The organism is Candidatus Koribacter versatilis Ellin345 (genome assembly GCF_000014005.1).
In the GTDB taxonomy this organism is placed as follows: domain Bacteria; phylum Acidobacteriota; class Terriglobia; order Terriglobales; family Acidobacteriaceae; genus Korobacter; species Korobacter versatilis_A.
Window position 1 is genome coordinate 4431273 of record NC_008009.1, and the last position, 23214, is coordinate 4454486.

Genomic DNA, 23214 nt, shown 5'->3' on the forward strand with positions numbered 1-23214 from the left:
GCTGCTTGGCAAGTGACTTGTCCTTCGGGATTTTGATTCTCTGGAGAAATCGAGTCCTCGACAATAGTTTGAGTATGCCCGCTCTAATCCTGGGGACGTCTTCCGGTTCAGTTTCGAGGTTCCTCCTTCGGCGTGCCGCACATCCCGCACGTTGACGATAGTGAGCGCGGATTTCGTCGATAAGGGCGAAAACACATCGACGTGCGATAAAACGCCCGCAGTCACGAAGCGGCACCTCGCGCTCTAGTTCTTCCGCCACCCAAGATTTCACCCAAGGCGGCAGGGTCTGAAATCGTCCGAGCCAAAACGGATTCGGATCGACTCCCCGCGACCGTCTGATCTCGCTAGACGTAGGCCCTGTGGGTGAATAGGAATTGGCACGCGAGCTCCGGAAACTGATTTTCTCGCGGTATGTGAAGGGCGCTGTAAGCCCAGCCCTGCGGCAAGCCGCAATACAAATGTTGACCAACTCCCTCTCTAGGGCGAGTCTGTGGCGTCTTCTCTTTGCGCCACGCCACTCCTCATAGATGTGCATCGTGGCGGGCGCAGGTCTCTTTGTGGTGTTCTTGTGTGAAGGACTAAATTCTTTCGCCGTGGTGGGTTTCATGAGCGTCGATATCGTCGTTTAGGCATTTCCACTGAGCATCTCTTAAGCGGAGAATTTCGCCTTATTGGCACACATCTAATGCGAAGCGAAGAGGACGTCCGCTGCTCAATTGTCCACCAATCTAAGAAGGTCTTGGTGAATAGCAGACCATTGCTGGGCCAAATTGAGGGTGCGTACGCTGAGGAGCTGCCCGTCGGCACGAGTGAACTCGACAGCGATCGGACGTGTAGCGAGTGGATATAACAATATGGCGCGGGAAGAGCGGTAGAGTGGCAAATCGGGCCAGTTGTCCAGGTAAGCATTCACTTGGTAAAGATGAGTAGTAATCAGCTTCGGGGCCATCTCCTCCCGCTGCTCAAGAGGATCATCGACGTATTTGCATTCAACCAAGATCCTTTTTGCCTCGGTGGTGATACACACATCGGTTTGCATTTTGGGAAGCAGAGCTGAGCTGAGGTCGTCTGAAGGTGTCATGCCCCAATTTATGTCCTCCCGCTTGACTTTGCATCGCCCGTCAACTCTCACGCTTGGTAGTTCCCTCTTGTAAAAGTTGCGTACGAAACGCTCAAAGACATACGCCATCTGTTCCCGATTCTGCAAGAACGACCTAAACCGCCAATTTCCAGGCTCTTGGGTCGGAAGCAGATTCTCAAAAAGCAGCGCGCAGACCCTTAAAAGGAAATCATAAAAGTGGTTGTTACGGTAAAGCTGTACTTTGCCAAATATCTGAACCGATAAATCGAGGTCCCCGACCTCCGCAAAGTAGCGATATTGGAAAAGCAAACGATCTCGAATTCCTGAATCTAGATCACGAGTCCTAATTAAGCGCATAATCGTCGATTTCAGAATACGGTTATGCAGCACATCAAAACTCAATTCATCAAACTCGCAATGCGCCTGCGCTCGCTGAAAGAGCATGTGTTTTATCGATTGTGGAAAATCGATCCTCCCACGCAACACGCAGGATTCTTCGCTATGAAGTAGGTACCCACGATCGATGCCTTTCTTCAGCAAATGGTCGATACCGTTGGTCAGAACGCGGGCGAACAGGTTCACCAAATCCGTTTCTTCGGTCGGATGAATATCGACAAGATCTCTCTCTTCCAGTTTGTCCCAAGCATAACAAAGGAGGTAGTAGACGTTTGCGACAGGGATTTCCATATTTACTCGGTCAGAGCGGCAATCAGAGAATTCACCTTGTCTTCATCATCAAGCCAATATTCATCGAGAAGTGGCTTTATCTCGGAGTTGATGACGGCTCGGTACCAAACCTCGTCAGGAGCTCGTCCATCCATCGGGCAGAAAAAGCTATGCCCGATCCGATATCCCGGGCCGAGGTTTTTTTCGTCGCCTGAGATCTCATCATTCAGTGTGGATAACCGGCTAACAATCTTCTTGATGAGTGGCTGTTTCGCGCCAGCCTGCAAAAGAAATCCAGAAAAGCGTTCACTCTTAAACTCCGGCTTCAGACCGATAAACCTAAATCTCCTCCTCAGCGCATAGTCGACCATTGCTAAAGAACGATCGGCAGTGTTCATCAGCCCGATGACGAAGACATTGCTCGGAACAAAAAACGTCTCGTCAGCTGAACCGGAATACGCAAGAGGTATCGCGAATTCAGGTCCCCTCTTATCTGGCTCAATTAACATCATCACTTCACCCAAAATCTTGCTCAGATTACCCCTATTGATCTCATCGATGATGAAGATGAATGGGCGCTTGTCGGGATCGCGCTGCGCTTTCCGGCAGAATTGAAAAAAGTGTCCATTTCGAAGCTCAAAATGGCCATCGTCACTCGGACGATAACCCTGAATGAAGTCTTCGTAAGAGTATGATTGATGAAATTGCACCATCTGCACCCTCGCGCTATCGACCTCCTTCATCAACAGATACGCCAATTTCTTGGCGACGTATGTCTTCCCAACTCCCGGGGGTCCCTGGAGGATCACATTTTTCTTGTCCTGAAGAGAGAAAGCAATTTCATCAAGCTGCTCTTCGCTTAAGAAGAGTGCCTTTAAAGCGTCTTTCTTAGAGAAGGCGCTATGAGACGTCGGGGCGAGAGGATTTAGGTCATCGATCAGTGAACGAATTACTGCAAATTCCTCGGAGGTCAAACGGAAGAGGCTGCCCTGATTGCTCAAAATAGGCTCGCAGCTCTGTAGGGCCGGGTTTTTTTGAAGTTCGTGCAACGGTATCGGATTGGCTACCTGCTCAACTTTTTCGAATTCAATGCCCTCTGTGCCATCCGGCGCCTGCGGCCCCAACGCTTTCGTGACACGAGCTAATGCCACGAGCTCCCGGTCTGGGCTCGTAACATACCCAATCAGCCAATCCCCCGTCTTGACCTCTTCAAAATATTTATACTTTTGGCGCTTGTTACCTCTTTCGTTATGCGATGTATAGACCTGTCTACCGCCGACCGGGGTCTCGCTGAAATTCCAGATTTTTGGATTCGCGTTGATCCACCAATGTTGAGTGTTCTTCTCCTCTGTTGCAGAGGCCGTAAATGTCGCCACTTTCTTCAATGCCGCGAGCACGTCCGTGTTAGTCAAAAGGGTTAACGTTTTCAGTGGGAGTTGCAGGCCATGCGGTAAGTCAAAGTCGCCTTTCCATGTCCAACGTACCGACCGAACATGCTTGTAAGAAGACCTGTCGGCCTCAAAACGGTAATCGCTCTCGACAACCCCAAGTCCAACGGCCTTCTTAACGCCATCCTTGACGAAGATTGCGTCGCCCGGATGCAACTCGTTCGCAAAGTCCCAGCAGGTACGGCTGTTATTTCGCTGCTTTGCGTCGGTTGGCCAAATCTTTTCCAACCTTTTCTGAAGCTGCTCCAGCGACTCGAACGCAGTAAGATCTCCCAGCTCGTCCCAGCCGATCGCAACGAAATTGTGTTCGTAGAACTCCTTCCACTCTGAGGCCCGGTCTCCAGCGCCGATAACCCAAAAGCGCGTGGGCGCATCTTTCTTTCCGGAATACTTTGTGTATATCCAGCTAAAGAACTGATCGATTTCAAGATTGAGGGGTACATCTGTCTGCCTGCCTACGAGCTGCACATACCGCTCGGCCACCGGCTGCACAGCATCGCAAAATTTGGTTAGCTTTGATACAAGATCATCCGTAGATTCGAATGCTGGTGTAATCTTCAGGAAATCTGCTGCAAACTGATCTCGGGCGTTGAACAGAACAAACTCGCTCGGGAAAAGGAATCCGGCCAATTCGCTCACAGCAGAATTGCCGAAATACGCCAATCGATAAGCGTCATCTCCGTGGAACTTGCGTATTCGTTCTTCAACTGGATCTTTCCCATTTGCGAGATATTCGAAGCTCTCACGATATCGCTTTAGCGGATGATTAGGACGACCGAGGGCGTTCGCTTTGGCTAAAGGCATAGCAGCGAAGCAATTCAGGTGTTCGCCAATTTTCTGAAAGTCAGCCCAATTAGCTTTCTTTAAGCGCTTCGGAGTGAAAAAGTCGCGGAAGAACTCGTATTGTTCTTTGGGTCCCTGGTTGGACAGCCATTCGGCGGCGCTTGGCTTGAACTCCAATAAGTATTTGTCAACGGCGTTCATAGTAGTCATGACTGAGTCTCGGATACCTCGACAATTGAAAGTTGGATCTTACTCATCCTTAGACCGCAGGGATATGACCCTCTTGCGAACCCGTCTCGACGTCTCAATTCTAGGTGCTGCTGTCGATTCCTTGACGTTCAGTAAACTGGTGTTTATGCCCTGCCCATGACATCCCCTTGAGCGTTACGTAGTCACCGCCCAATTCGCTGACAACGCTTCCGCCTGCTCCAGCACAGTCAGGGTCGCCTTCTCCTGCTTGTCTGGCGGGTATCCATACTTCCTCAGGATGCGTTTCACCAGCACACGCAGGTTCGCACGGATGTTCTCGCGCACGGCCCAATCGATCGTCGTGTTTCGGCGAACGGTGTCCACAAGCTCGCGCGCAATAGTCTTCAAAGTTGGTTCACCAAGCACTTTGACGGCGCTGTCATTGACTTCGAGTGCATCGTAGAAAGCCACCTCGTCTTCGCTTAGGCCCAGTTCCTCGCCTTTTGCCGACTCTTCTCGCATCTCCTTCGCGAGTCCGATTAACTCCTCAATGACTTGAGCGGCCTGAATAGCCCGGTTCTGATACTTATGAATCGAGCTCTCCAACATTGCGGAGAAGAGCTTGCCCTTCACGACGTTGCGCCGCGATCGACTTTTGATCTCGTCATTGAGCAGCTTGCGTAGCAGCTCTACTGCGAGATTCTTCTGTGGGATGTTGCTGACCTCTCTCAGGAACTCTTCGGAAAGAATCGATATATCGGGCTTCTTAAGGCCCGCAGCTGCGAAAATATCCACCACTTCGCCAGAGGACATCGCTCTGGATATGATTTGGCGAATTGCGTTATCGAGCTCTTGCTCGGGACGATACTGTTGCGAAGCGGTTTTGGCCAAGACGCTTCGGATTGCTTGGAAAAAGCCTACATCGTCACGAATCTTCAAAGCTGCATCGTGGGGCACAGCCAATGCGAATGCTTTTGACAAATCTGACACCGCCTTCAACAGTCTGTTCTTTCCGTCCTCCTGTTTCAGGACGTGTTCCTGGGCGTTAGGAAGAATCGCGAGCTTCTGCGCGGAGGTCCCGGTGAGCCACATTGACCAGTCAAACCCGTGGAATAATCCCCGACAGATTTCATATTTCTCGATCATCCTTGCGACAGCCTCTTCCTGCGGCAGCGCCGTCTGGCCCTTTCCACCGCTTTCTGTGTACGTGGCCAGCGCAAGCTTGAGTTCGTGCGCGATGCCGAGGTAGTCCACAACCAGTCCGCCGGGCTTGTCTTTGAACACGCGGTTGACTCGGGCAATCGCCTGCATCAGCCCATGCGCTCGCATCGGCTTGTCTGCGTACATCGTGTGTAACGATGGAACGTCGAATCCTGTAAGCCACATATCCCTTACGATCACGATCTTGAATGGGTCTTTAGCATTCTTAAATCTCTTACCTAACGCTTCACGCCGTCGCTTGTCCCTGATGTGCTGTTGCCACTCGGGCCCGTCCGTTGCTGACCCCGTCATCACGATCTTGAGCACTCCGGCATCATCGTTCTCGCTGTGCCACGTTGGACGAAGTTTCATAATCTCGTTGTACAGGTCAACGCAGATTCGGCGGCTCATACAGACAATCATTGCTTTGCCGTCCATGACCTCTAGCCGCTCTTCGAAGTGCTTTACGAGGTCTTTAGCAACCGTATTGAGCCGCTTCTCGGTTCCCACAACGGCTTCCACAGCGGCCCATTTCGTCCTGAGCTTTTCTTTGCGATCGACCTCTTCGCCTTCTGTGGCTTCCTCGAAAGCCGTATCGACCTTGGGCTTTTCTGAAGCAGGGAGTTCGAGCTTCGCCAGACGGCTCTCGTAGTAGATCGGCACAGTCGCCCCATCTTCGACGGCTCGCTGGATGTCGTAGATGCTGATGTAATCGCCGAAGACGGAGCGCGTATTTACATCGGTCTTTTCGATGGGTGTACCTGTGAAGCCAATAAATGAGGCGTGGGGTAAGGCATCCCTCATGTGCCGCGCAAACCCATCTATAAAGTCGTATTGACTACGATGTGCCTCGTCAGCGACGACGATCACGTTGCGACGATCTGTAAGCTGCGGGTATTTGTCGCCCTCCGCCGGCATGAATTTCTGGATTGTTGTGAAGATCACGCCTCCGGACGACACTTGAACCAGTGACCGCAAGTGCTCTCGATCCAGGGCTTGTAGCGGAGCCTGTCTCAACAACTCATGGCAGCGAGAGAATGTCCCGTAAAGTTGATCGTCCAAGTCGTTACGATCTGTTATCACGACGATGGTGGGATTTTGAAGAGTCGGCTCAAGTACAAGGCGCCCGGCATAAAAAGCCATCGTGAGACTCTTGCCGCTTCCCTGTGTGTGCCACACCACTCCCACTCTGCGATCGCCGCCTTCCGCCGATGCGGACAGCGTCTCTCTTAACGCCCTATTGACGGCGTGGAACTGATGATATCCAGCAATCTTCTTGATCAACACCCCGCGTCCTTCGTCTTCGAAGACGACAAAGTGACGTATGAAGTCAAGTAAACGGCGCCTTTCGAAAAGCCCCTCGATTAACACCTGAAGCTGCGGCAGAGATGTCGGGGCAAGCTCTTCGCCTCCGATTGTGCGCCAAGGCATGAACCGCTCTGTATCAGCAGTGAGCGATCCGACTCGTGCCTCCATACCATCGGAGATCACGAGCAGTTCGTTGTAGGCGAACAACGATGGAATTTGGGATTTGTACGTCTGAATCTGCTTGAACGCGGTCCAAATGGTGGCATTTTCGTCGGCAGCGTTCTTGAGTTCCAGCAAGGCGATCGGGAGACCATTGATAAATATCAGCACGTCAGGTCGCCGCGTGTACTGTCCCTCCACGATCGTGAACTGGTTCACCGCGAGCCAGTCGTTGTTTTCGGCAGCCTCAAAGTCAATAACGCGCACCAAGGCTCCGCCGATGGAACCATCGGCTCGGTTGTACTCAACGGTAACGCCATTCACCAAAATCTGATGAAAGGCATGGTTATTAGCGATCAAAGACGTTTCATTGTCGTGAGTGAGCCTGCGGAACGCGTCGTCTAACGCTTCTGGTGGGAGATTAGGATTGAGGCGTTGCAGTGTCTGTCTAACGCGCCGCTCAAGAATAACGTCGGAGTAATCAGCCTCGATCCGCTCGGCGGCAATTTCTCCAGCAGAAATGCTTGGGCCGGAAAGTACCGTGTAGCCCAGCCCTTCCAACCAAGCAAGCGCCGCCTCTTCGACCACAGATTCGGTGAACGCGGAGACAGTAGTCAACTTGCCTCCTCGCCCATTTCGGCCTCTGACTCATCGCGCTTTCTTATGTCAATCGCCAACTCGGAATAAAGTACAGGATCGTAGGCGTGCAGAACCTCACTAGTGTAATAGGGTTTACCAGCTAGCTTTATGGTCCCAAATTCCTGGTCAATGAGGCGGTCATTATCTTCAGTTCGCTCGGGCGAATCGTCTCCGGATCTCTTGTTCAAATATTCCTCTAAAATCTCTTCTACATCCCCGACATCAAATAACAATCCAAATACCCAGAGCGCCGCTTTCCGAATGCCTTCCAATTCGCGCTCCTGCGGAATCGTTGCGCCCCCCACGTGATACTGGCCATTTCGAACTTCGTGATACCAAATGAAGTCAGCTTTTTCGCAGATAATGGCGCAACCACGGTTTGCTATTTCCACCTCCAAGAAATCCATCTTCGTGTGAAAATTTTCGAGCCACACCTCAACGTTTACTCGGGGATAGGTGCGGTTCTGCCGCTGGATCGGATGAAGGCTAAGATATGTGTGGATAGCCACTTCAATAGCGTTATCGAATCCGACGATAGAGATGCGGCGATCGAAATCTTCGCCCTGCCGATAGTGCATCTCGGCGTGCAGGATGAGCTCAAATGGCCCCAAGGCCCAAGGTCTCAATACGGTCATTTGACGACTCCAAACTCTGCGTCATCCTCAATCGCCAGTTCTCCCGAAATCAACTTCGGCAGCAACAAATCCCGAATGCGTCCTAGTATTTTCGATTGGACAGCGCGGACGTTGATAGACTCAATGAGCGGCCCGATTATACGGTCTGCGGCGTCTAGCAATTTCTTGTGAGGCAGAAGTATCTTTGCCTCAGAGAGATGATAGCGCTGTATGTGGCCCATCGTCGTCGCTTTAGCTGCGGCGATTCGTCGAAACTCATCTAGATGCCTGTGTATCCAAAGATAGAAAAACCACTTCGGATAATCTTTGGATGTGACCTTAAATAAATGTTGGTTCAATGCGCCTTTCCCGCCCGACCAGACTACGCATTCGAGCGACCCAGACCAAGAAAACAAAACGTCGCCATCCTGAACGATGTACCCGGGATCCAAATTAGGGCTCGCGAGATCAGCGCCTTCGGTGTTTCCAGCCTTCAACTGCGCGATCTTTATCACCGGGAGTGAGCCGTTCTCGTTTGGGGGAAATCTTTGCAGAGCAAGCCCATTCAGGAAATGTGCGATTTGATCCAGAGACCCAACGGTCCAACCACTCGGAATCTGACCGAGTTCAGACTCTTCGAACGTATCGGGAAACAACGATTCCAACGACGCAGGTAAGCTGGAGCTACTCCCTAAACTCTTGGCACGCACAGGATCGAAGTCAACGAACCACGATTGAAATAGAGCCCGCGCAATGTCTGCCAGCGTACCCTTTATTTTCCGCTCCACGCTAATCTTTGCATCAAGCGCACCAACGATGCTCCCTATTCGTCTTTGGATATCAATGTCTGGCATCAGCACATGAAGGCCACGCTGAGACGTAAGGCTAACGTAGGGAGCCATGTCCGTCTCGCCTGCCCTACTGGCAAGCTGTTGATGGAAATAAGGTGAACGCAAATATGCGTGGAGATAGCGTCGATCGAGTCGATCGCCCTTCAGTGTCCGCCAAAAAGTCGTTTGAGGACTACAAACAAACGGGGGGGCGTCATCTGGAACCAGTGCAACCTTCCCGACAGTTCCCTTGTGAGACAACAAAATGTCACCAGGTGCACCAATTCCTTTCGTAATTCGTTTACGAGCGACGTCATTGATGCGCGAGGCAGTATCAAACAGTACGTCGCTTGCATCCATGTCGGCTGCTCGGATAAAAGCCACCCCACGCTTAACAAACTCATCGGGGCGGGGGCGACTTTCGCCGTGGTTACCATCTTCGACGAGCAGGACCCCGTCCCGCTGAAGTTCCATAACGGTGGACTTAGGCCAATTCATAACCTATTTCCTTGAGATTGCCGGTTATCTCCCCTTCGAGTTTTCTGCTCTCTGCTAACTGCATGCGCAGTGCGTCCGTCAAAGTCTTCATCTTTTGCTCAATTGGTTCGCCGTCATCTTCAGTCTCCTTCGCACCCACATATCGTCCCGGGGTGAGGATGTGACTGTGCTTCCGGATATCGTCCAACGTTGCGGCCTTACAAAAGCCCGCAACATCGGCGTAGCCTCCTGCGCCCTCATCACCACGCCACGCATGATAGGTTCCGGCGATCTTGGCGACATCCGCGTCGCTTAATTCCCGGTGCACACGATCAATCAGCGATCCGAACTTTCGCGCGTCGATGAAGAGCGTTTCGCCCCTGCGGTTACGGAACCGACCACTCGACTTGCTCCGGGCGACGAACCAAAGGCAAACCGGAATGCCCGTCGAATAGAAAAGCTGTCCGGGGAGTGCCACCATGCAATCGACGAGATCAGATTCGATGATGCCTTTCCTGATCTCACCCTCCCCTGAGGTATTCGTGGACATCGAGCCATTAGCGAGGACGAAGCCCGCCAAGCCGGTCGGCGCGAGGTGATAGATGAAGTGCTGGATCCATGCAAAGTTCGCGTTACCGGCCGGAGGTACACCGAAGACCCAACGCTTGTCCTCCTTCAGCAGTTCCCCGCGCCAATCGCTGTCATTGAAGGGAGGGTTTGCCAGAACACAATCGGCCTTCAGGTCTGGGTGGCGATCGTTGTGAAAAGTGTCGCCGTGCTGGATTTGAGCATCGATGCCCCGAATCGCCAGATTCATCTTCGCCAAGCGCCAAGTTGTGTAATTCGATTCTTGACCGTAGATCGAGATGTCGCCGAGTTTTCCACTGTGAGCCTCTATGAACTTCTCGCTGCTGACGAACATGCCGCCTGATCCGCAGCATGGGTCGTAGACTCGCCCTTTGTACGGAGCTAGCATCTCGACGAGGATTCGAACGACGTGAGAGGGCGTATAGAACTGCCCGCCCTTTTTACCTTCAGCGCTGGCAAACTGAGCAAGGAAGTACTCGTAAACGCGACCTAAGATGTCCTTGGCCCGGGCGGCGGGCGTACCAAGACCGATGCCACTCACGAGATTGATCAATTGCCCAAGCCTTTGTTTGTCTAGCCCAGGCCGGGCATAATCCTTCGGCAATACGCCCTTCAGCGACTGATTATCTCGCTCAATCGCCGCCATTGCATCATCGACAAGCGTCCCGATTTTGGGTTGCGGAGCGTTGTCCTTCAGGTGTGCCCAACGAGCTTCTCTGGGAACCCAAAAGATACTGACAGCGCGGTACTCATCGGGGTCCTCCGGATCGGCCCCCTGATCCATCTTTTGTTCAAGTTCGGCGTGCTTCGCCTCGAAGGCGTCGGAGATGTATTTCAGGAAGATAAGACCGAGGACGACGTGTTTGTACTCCGCAGCGTCCATGTTGTTGCGCAGCGCATCTGCCATGCTCCAGAGCTTCGCCTCATCGATTTCTGAGATGGTTCCGTTGGCCACTGTGTACCGCCTTGGGGAGACTTATGAATTGAGAAGAGCTGAAGGTATGTTGTACGTCGAAAACCCTACAGTTTCAAGTAGATGCGCAAACGCACAGTCCGTGTGCACTCGCCTCATGGGCAGTATCAGTCGCGCTCGAACCAAAGTGGGTGATCAGCGGACCCAGTCGCTGTCAGCGATCCATGACACTTCTTGAATTTTTTCCCGCTCAGGCATGGGCACTGGTCATTGCGTCCCGGCTTCGGAGGTTTGGGATCATTCAAAACGGAACGGTAGCGAAGATTCTGAATCATCTTTTCCGGTCCGGTCACCGCAACTGCAAGCGATGCTGTACCGGGCATTCTGGAGTCCGCAAACGACACTCCCCCGTACACCGTAAAACGCCACAAGGTAGCCTCGGGGCAGTCCGTGGCCTGAGATCCCTCGTATGAAAACGCTCCATCGCCGAAATCTCGCTTGACGGGCTGTCCGCCCTTTCCTATCACCGAACGAAAGAACGCCTCGCCTTGGTCGTGGAAAATCGACCCTATCGCGTCGAAGCCCGTGCCACATCGGACACCGTAGTGGATCCACAGCAGGGCCTTCGCAATCATGGCGAATAGCGCTTCGAGTGACTCATGCTCTATGGGAACCGACGTGCCGCCGCTTTCGGAAAATCCTTTCTCCAGTTTGCGCCGGAGCTTATGGTTCTTCTCCAGTCGTCCGGGGACCAGCGCACTCAAGGTCTTCGCGGCCTCAGGATGCTTGGCTCCGAACGGCAAGACCGTCATCAAATAAGCCTCGTATTTCGCTTTGCGACCATTGCAATCGCGGCACGCTGGGACCTGCGGAAGGTTGTCGCGCTGACCGATCAAGAAGAATTTTCTTCCTAAGATGTGATCTTTGGTGGTGGCTTCCGCGCCGCAGTAAACGCATGCCTCGCCGATGAATTTGTGTTTCATCCCGCTCCCCCGGACTGATATTAACGCCGAGTCGCAACTTCGTTGCTGAAGTAAAATGGAGCTCTACGAAAGCGCCATGCCGAAGATGATCATCATCGGACTCGACCACTTTCTGCAAAACCTCAATCACCTTTCTCTAACCGAGGATGGGCGCTCTTACGAAGCAGAACAGAAGAAGCACTTCGTGCAGGTGCTGGAAGACGCCGTTTCGCAAAACGGTGTCACCCTGATTTGCGAGGAGTGCGCTTTCAACGGAGGCTCTCCGGGTGCAGAGCTCGCTCGAAAGTATCGCTGTCGCCACGTGAACATCACAACTTCGCGCGAAGAACGCGAACGTCTCGAAATTCCAGCAGACTACCAAAATGACCCCGCCCAGACGACGCGGGCGATAGGGCTTTTCGAAGAACATATGGCGAATGCAATTCGAAGCGAGCTCCGCGACGAGGATGTGGGTATGGTGATGGTCGGCGAGGTTCACCGCACTGCCGTGGAGAAGAGCGCCGCCGAATTTGGAACCGTAATCGACAGCCGAGGACTCAGCGACTTCGAGTGGTATGAAGGTCCTCCAGTTATGGAGGCGGGGACCGGCAGGTTCCTGGGTAGCTGCAAACGCGTCACCGGCAAGATCTCTTAAAGAGTTACAAGAGTTTTCGGGTGTGTCTCGTTCGGCTCTTACACGCGCATCTGAGGACTGAATCCCCGCGCTGGCTTGTTTTCGTGGCTCATTGAGCAAATCGCCAACACGATTTGCGGCAAGCAAACATACATCGCGCTAGAAGCCTTCAGAAGCAGTTCGGCGTCGCTTTCTATATGTCTTTCGTCGCGCGTTTTTCGACTAGCGGTCATGAGGGTTCGAGTCAGTTCGTCCTCACTATCTGTACCTGAGCGCTTGACGTGCGCCTTGGCGCATTTGTTACGATGAAGCGAACTTGCAAGATTGTACGTTCCACACCCCACAGAGCTGAACTCCTAAGATGCCTCCCTTCTCCGAAGCCGAGCTGCGCGACTTTCTCGCTGACAACATAACGAGGATTGAGCCGGGACTGACGCTTCTCGATAAAGAAAAGTACATCCCGAACGCAATCGGCACCCGGGGGTTCATAGATTTGCTCGCTCAGGACGAACGCGGCCATTTCGTACTCATTGAGTTGAAGCGCAGTGATGCTGCGTCTCGCGAAGCCATTCACGAAGTACACAAGTACGTTGAAGGTGTTAAACGTCACTTGGGAGCGAGAGACGACGAGATCCGTGTAATTGTCGCCTCTACGGAATGGCGCGAGCTACTTCTTCCCTTTTCGCAATTTCTCGAATCAACCCGAATCACGGCGGAAGGCATTCGGTTGATTGTAGGCGAGAGTGGTCTCCCTTCTCTCACGGCTGAAAAGGTGGAGCCAGTTCGCGTCAGTCGCGGTCGATTCTTGGCTCCTTGGCACGAACTGAACCACTACACATCTGAGGACAGCCTCGCAAAGGGCATTCTCGACTACGAGCATTCATGTCGCCTAAAGGGCGTTGACGATTATGTTCTGGTCGTCTTTGAGGCAAGTCCCGACTGGTATCCGCTGGCTCAGGAAGAGTTTCGGGCCTCCATGATTCAAATGCAGGAGCAATTTGGAGTGCATGACCCTGCCGAGATAGATGAGATGGTGGCCAAACTGCCGAACTTTCGTTTCGCTTTGTACTTCGCATCCCAGGTGCTCGGACGAGAGTACTGCCTCGAAGTACTGCGGCAGAACTCCGAGGACATGGAAGAGCATGAAGAGATCATCGATGGCATGGAAGAAGAAGAAGCGCTGCAATATCTGAACGACGCGGTCCACAACTTGGCACCCAAAAAGCACAGAGACGGCTTTGAAATTGGCTATCCCGGTAAGTTTCAAACTCGATTCCGTGTTGGGAACCTCTGGATTCTGAAGCGGATTCAGCGTTACGGAATGTTTCAGAGGAACACATTGCTCTCCGAGGAAGAGATTCTGGAGGAGCTAGCCGGAAGTGAAGGAGTTACGGGGCAGCGCTTCAAGCGGCAAATTACGATCAACAACAAGAGCCACATCGCATCCGCTAAAGATGGTCTCCGAGAGTGCCTGGAACACAACCCCGTTTGGCTTGCCCACACCCTGAAAATCATCGACGAAATTGAGAAGGATTATCCTGAGCTGGAGGCCAGCATCGACGTGTTCAACCCTTCGACTGGGTTGATGACGATATATTTCGCAGCAACCCGGCCCGAGCCGTTTGCATTCATTCCACTTTTCACCATCGCAGTGCGGGACGGCGCGGCGACCATCAGAGCTTACCTTGGCTGTTTAGAAGGGGTCAGTTCACCGATGAGCTTTCAATCGTTGATTGACAAATACTATGATGGCCAGATTGGAGTGTTGCTGCTGTCGGTAACGTGGGGAGGCTATGAGCAGAGGGACACAGACATTCTCGAAGATTGCGGCCTCTTCTATCGTTCGTTCCGCGTAGATGACATCGGATCGACGAACGCCTTTAGCAGTTTGAGAGACGAACGGTGGCGGCCGGTACCCCAGTTTTTTCCACCTGAGAAGTTCTCCGAACACCTCGATCATCATGGTGAATTTGTCATGGAACTTCTTCGCGAGATTGGTTCTCGTGACAAGGGCAGCTACTTCGAGAGCTAGCGCAGAAACCCCAAGCGCAAGCCGAAACATGTTATTGAATGTGTTCATATGCGAATCGCTGCCGTCGCTCATTCGAACAGTTTAACGCGACGCCCGCGCGGCACTCACGCCAAAGCCCGTGCCGTTTCCGTGCCGTTTCCGGTGTACTAAAGCGAATACCGCGTATTCCGCGCCATCTGCTGCCGTGTAGTGTATTGAATGTGCGCTCGGCTCGTCGCTCTACTTGGCCCACGTCGTCATCACGAGCGTGTCGAGCCGGTCCTGACGCGCCTGAATCCATTTCGCATAGCTTCTCTCTGTGGTCTTGATGCTCTCGTGCCCGAGCAGCTTGGACACTTCCTCCAACGGCACACCCTTCTGCAAGAGGTCACACGCGAATGTGTCTCGGAGGCGATGGGACATCATGTTCCCGTTGCTCTCGATCTTCGCTCCCTCGAAGCACGGGCGAACGTAGTACTTGGACCAATTTTTCGAGATGCTCTCGGGCTCGCCCTTTCCACTCCAAAACACGTAGCGAGGATTTCCGTTCAGCACCTTGAGCACTTCCTCCGCAACGTCGGGCGGGATCGGCACGGACACGGGCGTTCCGGTTTTCTGCCGAGCGGTGACAACGCGGTGCACACCCTTCCCTTCGTCGTGGATGACTCTCGAGCGCTCCAGCCGGAGTGCGTCTCCAATCGCTAGACCGCTCCAGCGCATGAGTTGAAAGAGCGCGTGAACCCTTGCCCGCTGGTCCGTGTCCGAAACTTCCGCATACGTCGCGTCAAGCAGCCGCTTAAATTCCGCATCCGTGAGGGGCATCGTCTCCGGCTCATCTACTTGAATCTTGGGCAGTGCCGGGATACGCGGAATCCACTGACACTCGTAGCAGTAACGGAGGAAGGCGCGGCAGCGCTCGCGAACCTTGGAACGGGTGGAACTGCTCGGGTACACACTCTCCCACGTCGCTGCAAACTCGGTGAGCAACTCGCGGGTGATTCCTTGCGCAGTGTAGACGCCCGCTCGTTCGCAGTGGGTCCGGAGCCGATCCAGTTCTCGGGTGTATTTGCCGAGCACACCCTTGGACACGCCTTGAACTTTCTTGTCCTTGAGAAAAAGTTCCGTGGCCTCTGGTAGTAACCGTTGCTCGGGCGCGGCGGGCGTCTCGGTGACTCGCCCGGAGAGTTGGGCCTCCAACTCCCGCTTTACGTTCTCTGCCTCTCCCCACGAGCGCGTCCCGGCCTTGCGTCGGTACTGCTTTCCGTTCTGGCTCCATCGGAGGTGCTTGCGGCAACGGCAGCGCTTCTCAAACTCTTCCCCGTGATATTTGCAATCTGCGGAGTGCCTGACAAAGATCGTGACAACGGGAGATATAGTCATCGCGCTAAGTCCTTCTGAATTGTTTGCACGAACGCCCGAAACTCCGCTTCCATCTGTTCGAGCGTGCCCTCGCTAACCTCAGCCCTCACCGTGGCGAGCCCGCATCGCCGCGCCGCTTCCGCGCGGTGGAATCCGTCCTGTAGGAAGTACGATTCTCCATCGTGTCTGACGACTAACGGGCCGAGCGGTTCTCCGCGTTTGACTTGTTCCACGTATACCAACACGGTCCGCTCATCAAGATTTTCGTTCGGTTGGAAGTCGAGCCGGATAGCGCTTAATTGCAGGTTGTCCATGGGTGCCTCGCTGATTTATCAATGCGAAGGACACTAGCACAGAATTAGCGCAAAATTCAGTGACAAAATACGAAACCCGCGATTTACGCGGGTTTTTAACTGGCGGAGAGGGTGGGATTCGAACCCACGTTAGAGTTTCCCCTAAACACGCTTTCCAAGCGTGCGCCTTCAGCCACTCGGCCACCTCTCCACTGGGAAGCGAAAAACACCGGAAGCGGGCGCTTCCGGCGGGCTAATCTCAATTGTAACGTATTCCGGCGGCTACTTCTCTTCTTCGACGCTGATCAACTGCTGCGCCAGGTAATTCTGGATGCCCATCTCGCTGATCGCGTGAAGCTGCGCTTCCAGCCAGTCAATGTGGTGCTCTTCGTCGGTCAGGATGTGCTCAAGAAGATCGCGCGATCCGTTGTCGTGATGGTCTTCGCAGATCTTCATGCCTTCGTTCAGGCGCTTCACTGCCGCGTATTCAAGCTCCAGATCGTTCTTGATCTGCTCTTCCATCGTCTTACCGATATTGATCTTGAAGTAGTCGCTCATGTTCGGCGTGGCGTCGAGATACAGAATTCGCTCGATGCACTTTTCCGCGTGCACCATCTCCTCGATTGATTCCTTACGGACCTTCTTCGCCATGCGTTCGTAGCCCCAGTTCTCGCACATTTCGGCGTGCAGGAAATACTGGTTGATAGCGGTCAGTTCTGCTTTGAGGACTTCGCTCAACACTGCAATTACTTTCGGATCGCCCTTCATGCCTGGCTCCAATATGAAATTACGCAAAATGGGTGAAAGGCGAGTTTACACCTCGCCTTTCGATGGAAAAACCGGATTTTGGGCTGATTATCGCTGGCCGGTCGGATTGGGCTTCGACCCGTCAGGAGCCTGCGGAATCGGCATCGCTTGCGCCTGTGTCGGAACGGAAGGCTTCGGCTGTTCTCCGGTGCCAATCACCGCGCCGCGCGCCTTCTCCAGCAGTCGGTGATGCATGCAGTAGAGTGCGAGTTCAAGACGATCGGAGACGCCGAGTTTGTCGTAGACCTTGCGCAGATAGTTTTTGACAACCTGCTCGGTTGTGCCGATTTCGTGCGCGATGTCCTTGTTCTTCATCCCCTGCGTAACGCCGGCGATGATTTGCAGTTCCTTCTCACTGAGTCGCGGCTGATTACGCGGCGCCATAAGCTGTGCCGCCTGGGCTCGATATGCCTCGATCACCCAGTTCACGCCGCGATTGTCAAGCCACGTCTCTCCGGAATGCACTTTGCGTATGCATCGCACCAGCAGGTCTGGAGACACCGAGCGTGACAAAATCCCGGTCACACCGCGGCGCAGGAAGTCGCAGGTATCGTGTTCGCCGATGTCATTGCCGACCGCGATGATTCGCGTGTTCGGTGACTTCCCAACGATTTCGGTGATTGCTTCCCCCGCCGTGCTCGATAGCGTCACCTCGAACAACAAGATGTCGGTGGGAAACTTTTGTACGGCGGCAACCGCCTGTGCGAGGTTCTCCGCCTGTGCGACGACGCGGAAGTCGTCCTCCAAAGCGAAGATCTTGCGTATACCGACGCGAAAAATCGCCTCGGAATCCGCAATGACGACACGGATAAATTCGCGGTTGCTCTCCGCCGAGGGTGCGAGAGTGGTTACGTTCGTGGTCTTTATTTTTTCGCTCGACATCCGACCCTAACGGGTCACCGGCGTTCGAACGAGTAGTCGTCGATCACAGCGGCTACATCGGCCGGCCCCGAATCCTGTTCGGAGCAGCGTACCACGCGTCCCACACAATTCACTAGTACATCCGTAGACGAGCCCACCACGGACCCCGGCATGTTTATCGTGAATTCAATGGTGGAACCGACCGCCACGGGGCTTTCGGAATGGAACAGGACCCCACCGGCAGAGATATCAGTGGTCATCGCCTGGTAGGTACCTGACTCAGAGCGGATCGCGACCGGCAGCTGGATGGGGAACCGAACTGCACTTCGCATTTCGAGTGTTGAAGCAAGTATAGCGTTCATGGACGAGCGCAACTATATCCGGGTTTTTCCCTGAGGTGAACATTACCAAAGTATGCGCGAACCAGAATCATCCCCGCATAAGCCTAAGGTCGGCGAATGGACAGTGCCTGCAACTGCCCGTCCGATAGGAACTTACGGGTACTATCGTGCCGCGAGGAACTAGAACTTGGTTACTTCAGTGAAGTTGAACTCCCGTACCGTCATCGCCGGAACCACCATATCAATACTCTCCTCGCCGCTGGCCCGGACAGGCATGCTCATCGCCTCGATATTCGACAGCATCGCGATCAACCCCTGGTTGAAACGGAAATTTCGCACCCCGTGCTTTACCTTTCCGTTCTCAATCAGGAAGGTACCGTCACGCGTCATACCGGTCAGAATCTTCTCGTAGGGCTCTACTTCCCGGATATACCAGAGCCTCGTCACCAGGATCCCGTGCTCGACATTGTTAACCATTTGGTCAACAGTTTTAGGGTCTTTCGGCGGTGCAAACACGATGTTCATCGGGGCCTCGCCCATTTCGTTGGGCAATGCGAATCCGTGTCCAGTCGCCTGCACCGACCCGACCTTTCGGCCAAGCTCCGATTTCGCCATCAGCGCCGCTGTGGCACGGGCGAAGGTAACGCGTTTCGGCACTCCACCTTCCACCAAATTGACGCGACTCCGGCGCATGCCTTCGCCATCGAAAGCGAATCCAGATTGCAGCGGATGATAAACATCGTCGCTGATATTCAGTTCGTCACCGAATATTTGCTTTCCCACTCGATCGTTGAGGAACGAACGTTGGTCGAGCAGTGCGAGTCCGCTGAAATCCCAAAACATGAAGCCGACAATGTCGAGAACAGCAGATGGCTCCAGGACGACCGTGTATTTCCCGGCGGGGAGTTCCTTGGGATCAGCGGAAAGGCTGGCCTTCTCGGCAGCGATCTCAGCGAGCTTCGCGGCATCGAAGTCGTCGGCGTTCGTCGAGTTCGCTTTTTGCCATCCTGAGGAATTTTCTCCGAGCATGGTGATGGACGCTTCGGCGCTGCTCTGTTCGTGCCACTGCGTCACACCGCGTGAGTTGAAGACGCCTTCCATGTGCGCGCCCGAAGAATAAGTTCCGGCAGCGGTCAGCCCATGTTTTCGGCCGGCAGTCACCATCCGCTCAACTTGCTGCGCGCGGTCCCCGGCGGTCATTGCGGCGGTCGCTTCGAAGTAGCGCGATGGTGGAGCATCCGGCAGCCCTTCCGAATGGGAAGCGACTTCCCTCGGCGTCGGCATCGGCAGCAGGTCGGGATCTTGCTGCTGCACTCGAGCGAGGGCCTCTGCCTGTTCCACAACGCGTTTGAGGCTCTCCGCATCGCGTTTGTTTGTGGTCGCTCGCGCAGTGCGGCCATCAAGATTCACGCGCACGGAGAACGAGTAGTTCTCTTCCGAGACATTCTGCGTAACACCATTGTTGGCGAAGCGCGTGAGCGCAAAATTTCCGCCGCTCACCAGCAGTTCTACTTCATCGCAGGAAGTACTCTTCCGCAGGACTCCAAAAATGTCGTGAGCTTGTTCTCTGGTTAGCATTTCAAGCTCCCTTATAGGCGCTGCCGACCTTCACGTTGCGGAAGCGAGACGGTGAAGCGCCGTGTCCGGTGCCCATCACCTGTTGTGGTTGGCCTTTGCCGCAGTTCGGAGTGCCCCACAGCGTCCACTGATCTCTTGAGCAGGTGGCATCCATAGAGTTCCAGAATTCCGTTGTGATGCCGGAGTACGAGGGGTTTTTGAGCATGCGTCCGAGTTTTCCGTTCTTGATCTCCCATCCGATCTCGCAGCCGAATTGGAAGTTGTAACGCTTGTCGTCGATCGACCACGAGCGATTGGTTTGCATGTAAACGCCGTCTTCGGTGTCCGCAATGAGTTGCTCGAAGGTGAGCGGTTTCTCCCCCGGCAGCAAGCTGACGTTCGTCATGCGGACAATCGGCACGCGCGCCCAATTCTCGGCGCGTAAGCATCCACCACTTCGGTTCAAGCCGACAATGGCTGCGGTATCGCGAGACGACAGATAGCCTCGGAACTGTCCTTGGGTGATGATCGGAATGCGTTGCGCCTGAACGCCCTCGTCATCGTAAGCAAACGTTCCCAGTCCTGGCCCGTGCGATTCCGTGGCATCAGCGACGACGTTTACGAGTTCGCTGCCGTACTTGAGCGTGTTGAGCTTCTCCAGCGTCAGGAACGAGGTTCCGGCGAAGTTCGCTTCCATGCCGAGCACGCGATCCAGTTCGATGGGATGGCCGATGGACTCGTGGATCTGCAGCCCAACTTGCGAAGAATCAAGAACAACCGTAAATCGTCCCTCCGGACACTGGTCCGCTTTATGCAATGCGACCGCTTCTTCGCCGATCCTGCGCGCGTTCTCGAGAAGCTTCAGTTCTGCGATCAACTCGTAGCCGCGGTTTTGATATTGGCCCCCGAAGGAATTCGGGTAGGAGCGCTTCATGATCTGATCGCCCGCGAATGCATAGGCAGCGAAGCCGGCGCCCGTCGTGGTGCGCGTCTGGTGAATCTCGGACCCTTCGCTGTTGTAGAACCACTGCTCGTAGCGGCGGAAATTCAGGTTTGTCTCCGCGAGAGTGATGCCTTCGACCGAGCGGACCTCGGCATCGACCTTGGTCAGAAGGTCCAGGTTTTGTTCGATCGAGATGCCAAAGGGATCGATTTCACATGGCGAAGTCCAATCGACGACCGCCGGCTTTTCGTGCGCCAGCTTAAGTTCGCTCGACTGAACTCTTGCCGACGCCTTTGCAATCTGCACCGCCTCAGCCGCGCAACGCTGCATGCCTTCGCGAGTCAAATCCTGGGTTGCAGCGAAACCGAACCCGCCATCGGCGATCACGCGAATGCCGCATCCCAGCGATTCGGAGTCCGAGGCGTTCCCGATCTTCCCGTTTTTCGTGGCTAGCGCTCGGTCGCGTTCGTCCACAACGCGGACCTCACAATGCGAGGCGCCGCGAATCTTTGCAGTTTCGAGCGCCCAACCTGCGACTTCCTTCATGCTCGGTTCCCTTCCTTTGGGGAGTGTAAATGCTAAATGAAAACGAGCTTTTCAGCCGGGCGAACGCCTTTGACGCTTAAACGAAGAAAAGGTAACCGCAAAAGTTCAGGGACGAATGGTGGGAATAAAGGAACAAAAACCAGCATTGCCCAACCCCAAAAGGGAGTTTAATAATGGCCACATGGGGGTTCCTTCGGGAACATGCCCTTTCGCCGCTGGTGTCGCGCCAGAGGAGGTGGCACGTGAATCGTCGAATCATGATCCAACTGTGTGCATTCTTATTGGGCCTGCCGCTCCTCGCGCAAACCCCGACTCCAACTCCGCCTCCGCCGCAGCAAACGCCACTGGAAGACCCCGGACTTCAGAGACCCGCGCCACCAGTGACCTTGCTGCCTCTCGATACTTCAACCGCAGCGGAACTGGAAGCCCAGGGCGATCAACTCCGCGGACACAATCTGTACCTCGATGCGGTAGATAGCTACAAGGCGGCGATTCGCAAAGAACCAACACCGTCGCTTTACAACAAACTTGGCATCGCACTGATTCAACTCCGCCATCCGGAAGAATCCATCGAGACGCTGAACCACGCGATCAAGATGCAGAAGGATTTTTCTGACGCCTGGAACAACCGTGGCGGCGCCTACTACATGGAAGGAAATTTCAAGAAGGCCAGCAAGGACTTCGAGCACGCCATAAAAATCAATGCCGACAACGCCTCGTACCACAGCAATCTCGGTTCGGCGTACTTCAACCGGCACGACTACATCAAGGCGTCCAAGGAATACACGATTGCTCTGAAGCTGGACCCCTACGTTTTCGAACGCTCTTCGAAGATGGGGATCACCGCTTCCATGGGCAAGCCGAGTGACCGTGCCGAGTTCGAATACATGATGGCAAAATTGTTCGCGCAAACCGGTGACGCCGTGGATTGCCTGCTCCATCTGCGGAAGGCGATGGAAGAGGGCTACAAGAACATTAACAACGTATACAAGGACCAGGAATTCGCCGCGGTTCGCGCCGATCAGCGCTTCAAAGACCTCATGGCCCAGAAGCCCGAGGCGATCCCGCAGTAGCGCCTAAGTGTAGGAGTTAAGGCAAGAAATTAGCCGTCGCCGCCGGAACTTTGATCTGGGAAGCGGGTTTACCCCTACAACACCCTCCCTTGGGCTTTGCCTCCGGGAGTACAACCAGACCCACCGGCGTGTACCCGCCCATTGGATGCCGGTGGGAAGTTTCAGCGAAAGAAAAGCAGCGCTGGCCGCGCTGCTTTTTCATTTCCATCACACCGATTCACCCTCGTTTTGTTCGACGTCGCGCGGCATGACCGAAAGCGCTCTCGGGAGTACGGGAGGCGATGTACTGGTCAACGCAGTCATCGAGCTTTCCTTGCGCTTTTAAAACATACTCAACCACATCTCGCACGGCGCCGTCGCCGCCGCGATGGTCGGTAATGAAGTCGGCCTCATCCTTCACGTTCTCGCGAGCATTTCGTACCGCGACCGCAAGTCCGCACACCCGCATCACTGGCAGATCAATCACATCGTCGCCAACAAAACACGCCTCGTCTGCCTGGATTCCCTCTTTGTCGAGTATCTCCGCGAAGGCCGTCAGCTTATCGGCTGCACCCTGGTACACGTATTCGATCTTCAGGTCGCGAGCGCGCAGCGCCACCGTCTCGGAGATGCGCTTGGTGATAATGCCGGTCTTCAATCCCCCAAGACGTGCCAGTGAAAACGCCGTGCCGTCGTGCGCATTGAAGCCCTTGGCTTCCACCATGCTCGAACCGCTCACGCTGTAGCCGCCCTGGTCCGCAACCGCTTCGCGCAGGTGCTTGGTACCGTGCTGCGCTCCAGCAGGAGCAGGAAACAGCCAGATACTTCCGTCAGTCATCACGCCATCGACATCGAAAAGGAGCAGCTTGATCTTGCGTGCTCGTACTTTGGACATGCCGCGATTTTACTCTCCGGAATTTGCTAAATCGTGGTGTGACCTATCCCACGTCGCA

The 23214-nt window shown here is 54.3% G+C and carries 18 protein-coding genes and 1 tRNA gene; 3 read left to right on the forward strand and 16 right to left on the reverse strand.

Annotated elements, in window-relative coordinates; translation table 11 throughout:
* Positions 1-712: 712 nt before the first annotated feature.
* The 7 genes from mcrC to ACID345_RS27265 all read right to left on the reverse strand — a co-directional run bounded on the left by mcrC (position 713) and on the right by ACID345_RS27265 (position 11878).
* Positions 713-1768 (reverse strand): 5-methylcytosine-specific restriction endonuclease system specificity protein McrC, encoded by a 1056-nt coding sequence (gene mcrC / locus ACID345_RS19445; protein WP_011524552.1) that lies wholly within the window; start codon positions 1766-1768, stop codon positions 713-715.
* A gap of 2 nt (positions 1769-1770) precedes the next feature.
* Positions 1771-4188 carry an AAA family ATPase gene (locus ACID345_RS27255; RefSeq protein WP_011524553.1) on the reverse strand — a complete coding sequence of 806 codons (2418 nt, stop codon included), beginning with the start codon at positions 4186-4188 and terminating at the stop codon, positions 1771-1773.
* A gap of 174 nt (positions 4189-4362) precedes the next feature.
* Entirely contained in the window at positions 4363-7452 is a 3090-nt protein-coding gene (locus tag ACID345_RS19455) for a type I restriction endonuclease subunit R (RefSeq protein WP_011524554.1), read from the reverse strand.
* Positions 7449-8108 carry a hypothetical protein gene (locus ACID345_RS19460; RefSeq protein WP_011524555.1) on the reverse strand — a complete coding sequence of 220 codons (660 nt, stop codon included), beginning with the start codon at positions 8106-8108 and terminating at the stop codon, positions 7449-7451. The genes ACID345_RS19455 and ACID345_RS19460 overlap by 4 nt, the downstream gene beginning before the upstream one ends.
* Entirely contained in the window at positions 8105-9415 is a 1311-nt protein-coding gene (locus ACID345_RS27260) for a restriction endonuclease subunit S (protein ID WP_011524556.1), read from the reverse strand. The genes ACID345_RS19460 and ACID345_RS27260 overlap by 4 nt, the downstream gene beginning before the upstream one ends.
* Positions 9402-10937, reverse strand: coding sequence for a type I restriction-modification system subunit M (locus tag ACID345_RS19470; protein WP_011524557.1), 1536 nt, complete (start codon positions 10935-10937; stop codon positions 9402-9404). Before ACID345_RS19470 ends, ACID345_RS27260 begins: the two co-directional genes overlap by 14 nt.
* 125 nt (positions 10938-11062) lie before the next feature.
* Positions 11063-11878: an HNH endonuclease gene (locus ACID345_RS27265; RefSeq protein ID WP_011524558.1), complete on the reverse strand. Its 816-nt coding sequence runs from the start codon at positions 11876-11878 to the stop codon at positions 11063-11065.
* Between the two features lie 55 nt (positions 11879-11933).
* Between ACID345_RS27265 and ACID345_RS19480 the strand changes: the two genes are divergently transcribed.
* Both ACID345_RS19480 and ACID345_RS19485 read left to right on the forward strand, forming a co-directional pair.
* Complete coding sequence (locus ACID345_RS19480; RefSeq protein WP_011524559.1) at positions 11934-12512, forward strand: hypothetical protein; 579 nt, start codon at positions 11934-11936, stop codon at positions 12510-12512.
* 340 nt (positions 12513-12852) lie between these two features.
* Complete coding sequence (locus ACID345_RS19485) at positions 12853-14523, forward strand: endonuclease NucS domain-containing protein (protein WP_011524560.1); 1671 nt, start codon at positions 12853-12855, stop codon at positions 14521-14523.
* Between the two features lie 219 nt (positions 14524-14742).
* On the opposite strand, the gene ACID345_RS19490 is transcribed toward ACID345_RS19485, so the two are convergent.
* The 8 genes from ACID345_RS19490 to ACID345_RS19525 all read right to left on the reverse strand — a co-directional run bounded on the left by ACID345_RS19490 (position 14743) and on the right by ACID345_RS19525 (position 21209).
* Positions 14743-15882: a tyrosine-type recombinase/integrase gene (locus tag ACID345_RS19490; RefSeq protein WP_011524561.1), complete on the reverse strand. Its 1140-nt coding sequence runs from the start codon at positions 15880-15882 to the stop codon at positions 14743-14745.
* Positions 15879-16175: a ParB/RepB/Spo0J family partition protein gene (locus ACID345_RS19495; protein ID WP_011524562.1), complete on the reverse strand. Its 297-nt coding sequence runs from the start codon at positions 16173-16175 to the stop codon at positions 15879-15881. Before ACID345_RS19495 ends, ACID345_RS19490 begins: the two co-directional genes overlap by 4 nt.
* A 100-nt stretch (positions 16176-16275) precedes the next feature.
* Positions 16276-16365: transfer RNA gene (locus ACID345_RS19500), tRNA-Ser, on the reverse strand.
* Positions 16366-16436: 71 nt separating this feature from the next.
* The gene (bfr, locus tag ACID345_RS19505) at positions 16437-16922 is read right to left on the reverse strand and encodes a bacterioferritin (protein ID WP_011524563.1); all 486 of its coding nucleotides are present in this window, start codon (positions 16920-16922) and stop codon (positions 16437-16439) included.
* Positions 16923-17009: 87 nt separating this feature from the next.
* Entirely contained in the window at positions 17010-17843 is an 834-nt protein-coding gene (locus ACID345_RS19510) for a response regulator transcription factor (protein WP_011524564.1), read from the reverse strand.
* A gap of 14 nt (positions 17844-17857) precedes the next feature.
* Complete coding sequence (locus tag ACID345_RS19515) at positions 17858-18154, reverse strand: PilZ domain-containing protein (protein ID WP_187148862.1); 297 nt, start codon at positions 18152-18154, stop codon at positions 17858-17860.
* 189 nt (positions 18155-18343) lie between these two features.
* On the reverse strand, positions 18344-19741 hold the full coding sequence (locus tag ACID345_RS19520) for a TldD/PmbA family protein (protein WP_011524565.1): 1398 nt from the start codon (positions 19739-19741) through the stop codon (positions 18344-18346).
* A gap of 1 nt (position 19742) precedes the next feature.
* Complete coding sequence (locus tag ACID345_RS19525) at positions 19743-21209, reverse strand: TldD/PmbA family protein (protein ID WP_011524566.1); 1467 nt, start codon at positions 21207-21209, stop codon at positions 19743-19745.
* 242 nt (positions 21210-21451) lie between these two features.
* Here ACID345_RS19525 and ACID345_RS19530 point away from each other — a divergent pair, with 242 nt between their 5' ends.
* On the forward strand, positions 21452-22282 hold the full coding sequence (locus ACID345_RS19530; RefSeq protein WP_187148863.1) for a tetratricopeptide repeat protein: 831 nt from the start codon (positions 21452-21454) through the stop codon (positions 22280-22282).
* 217 nt (positions 22283-22499) lie between these two features.
* Here the strand turns inward: ACID345_RS19530 and ACID345_RS19535 are convergent, their stop codons facing one another.
* Positions 22500-23156: a KdsC family phosphatase gene (locus ACID345_RS19535; protein WP_011524568.1), complete on the reverse strand. Its 657-nt coding sequence runs from the start codon at positions 23154-23156 to the stop codon at positions 22500-22502.
* Positions 23157-23214 lie beyond the last annotated feature (58 nt).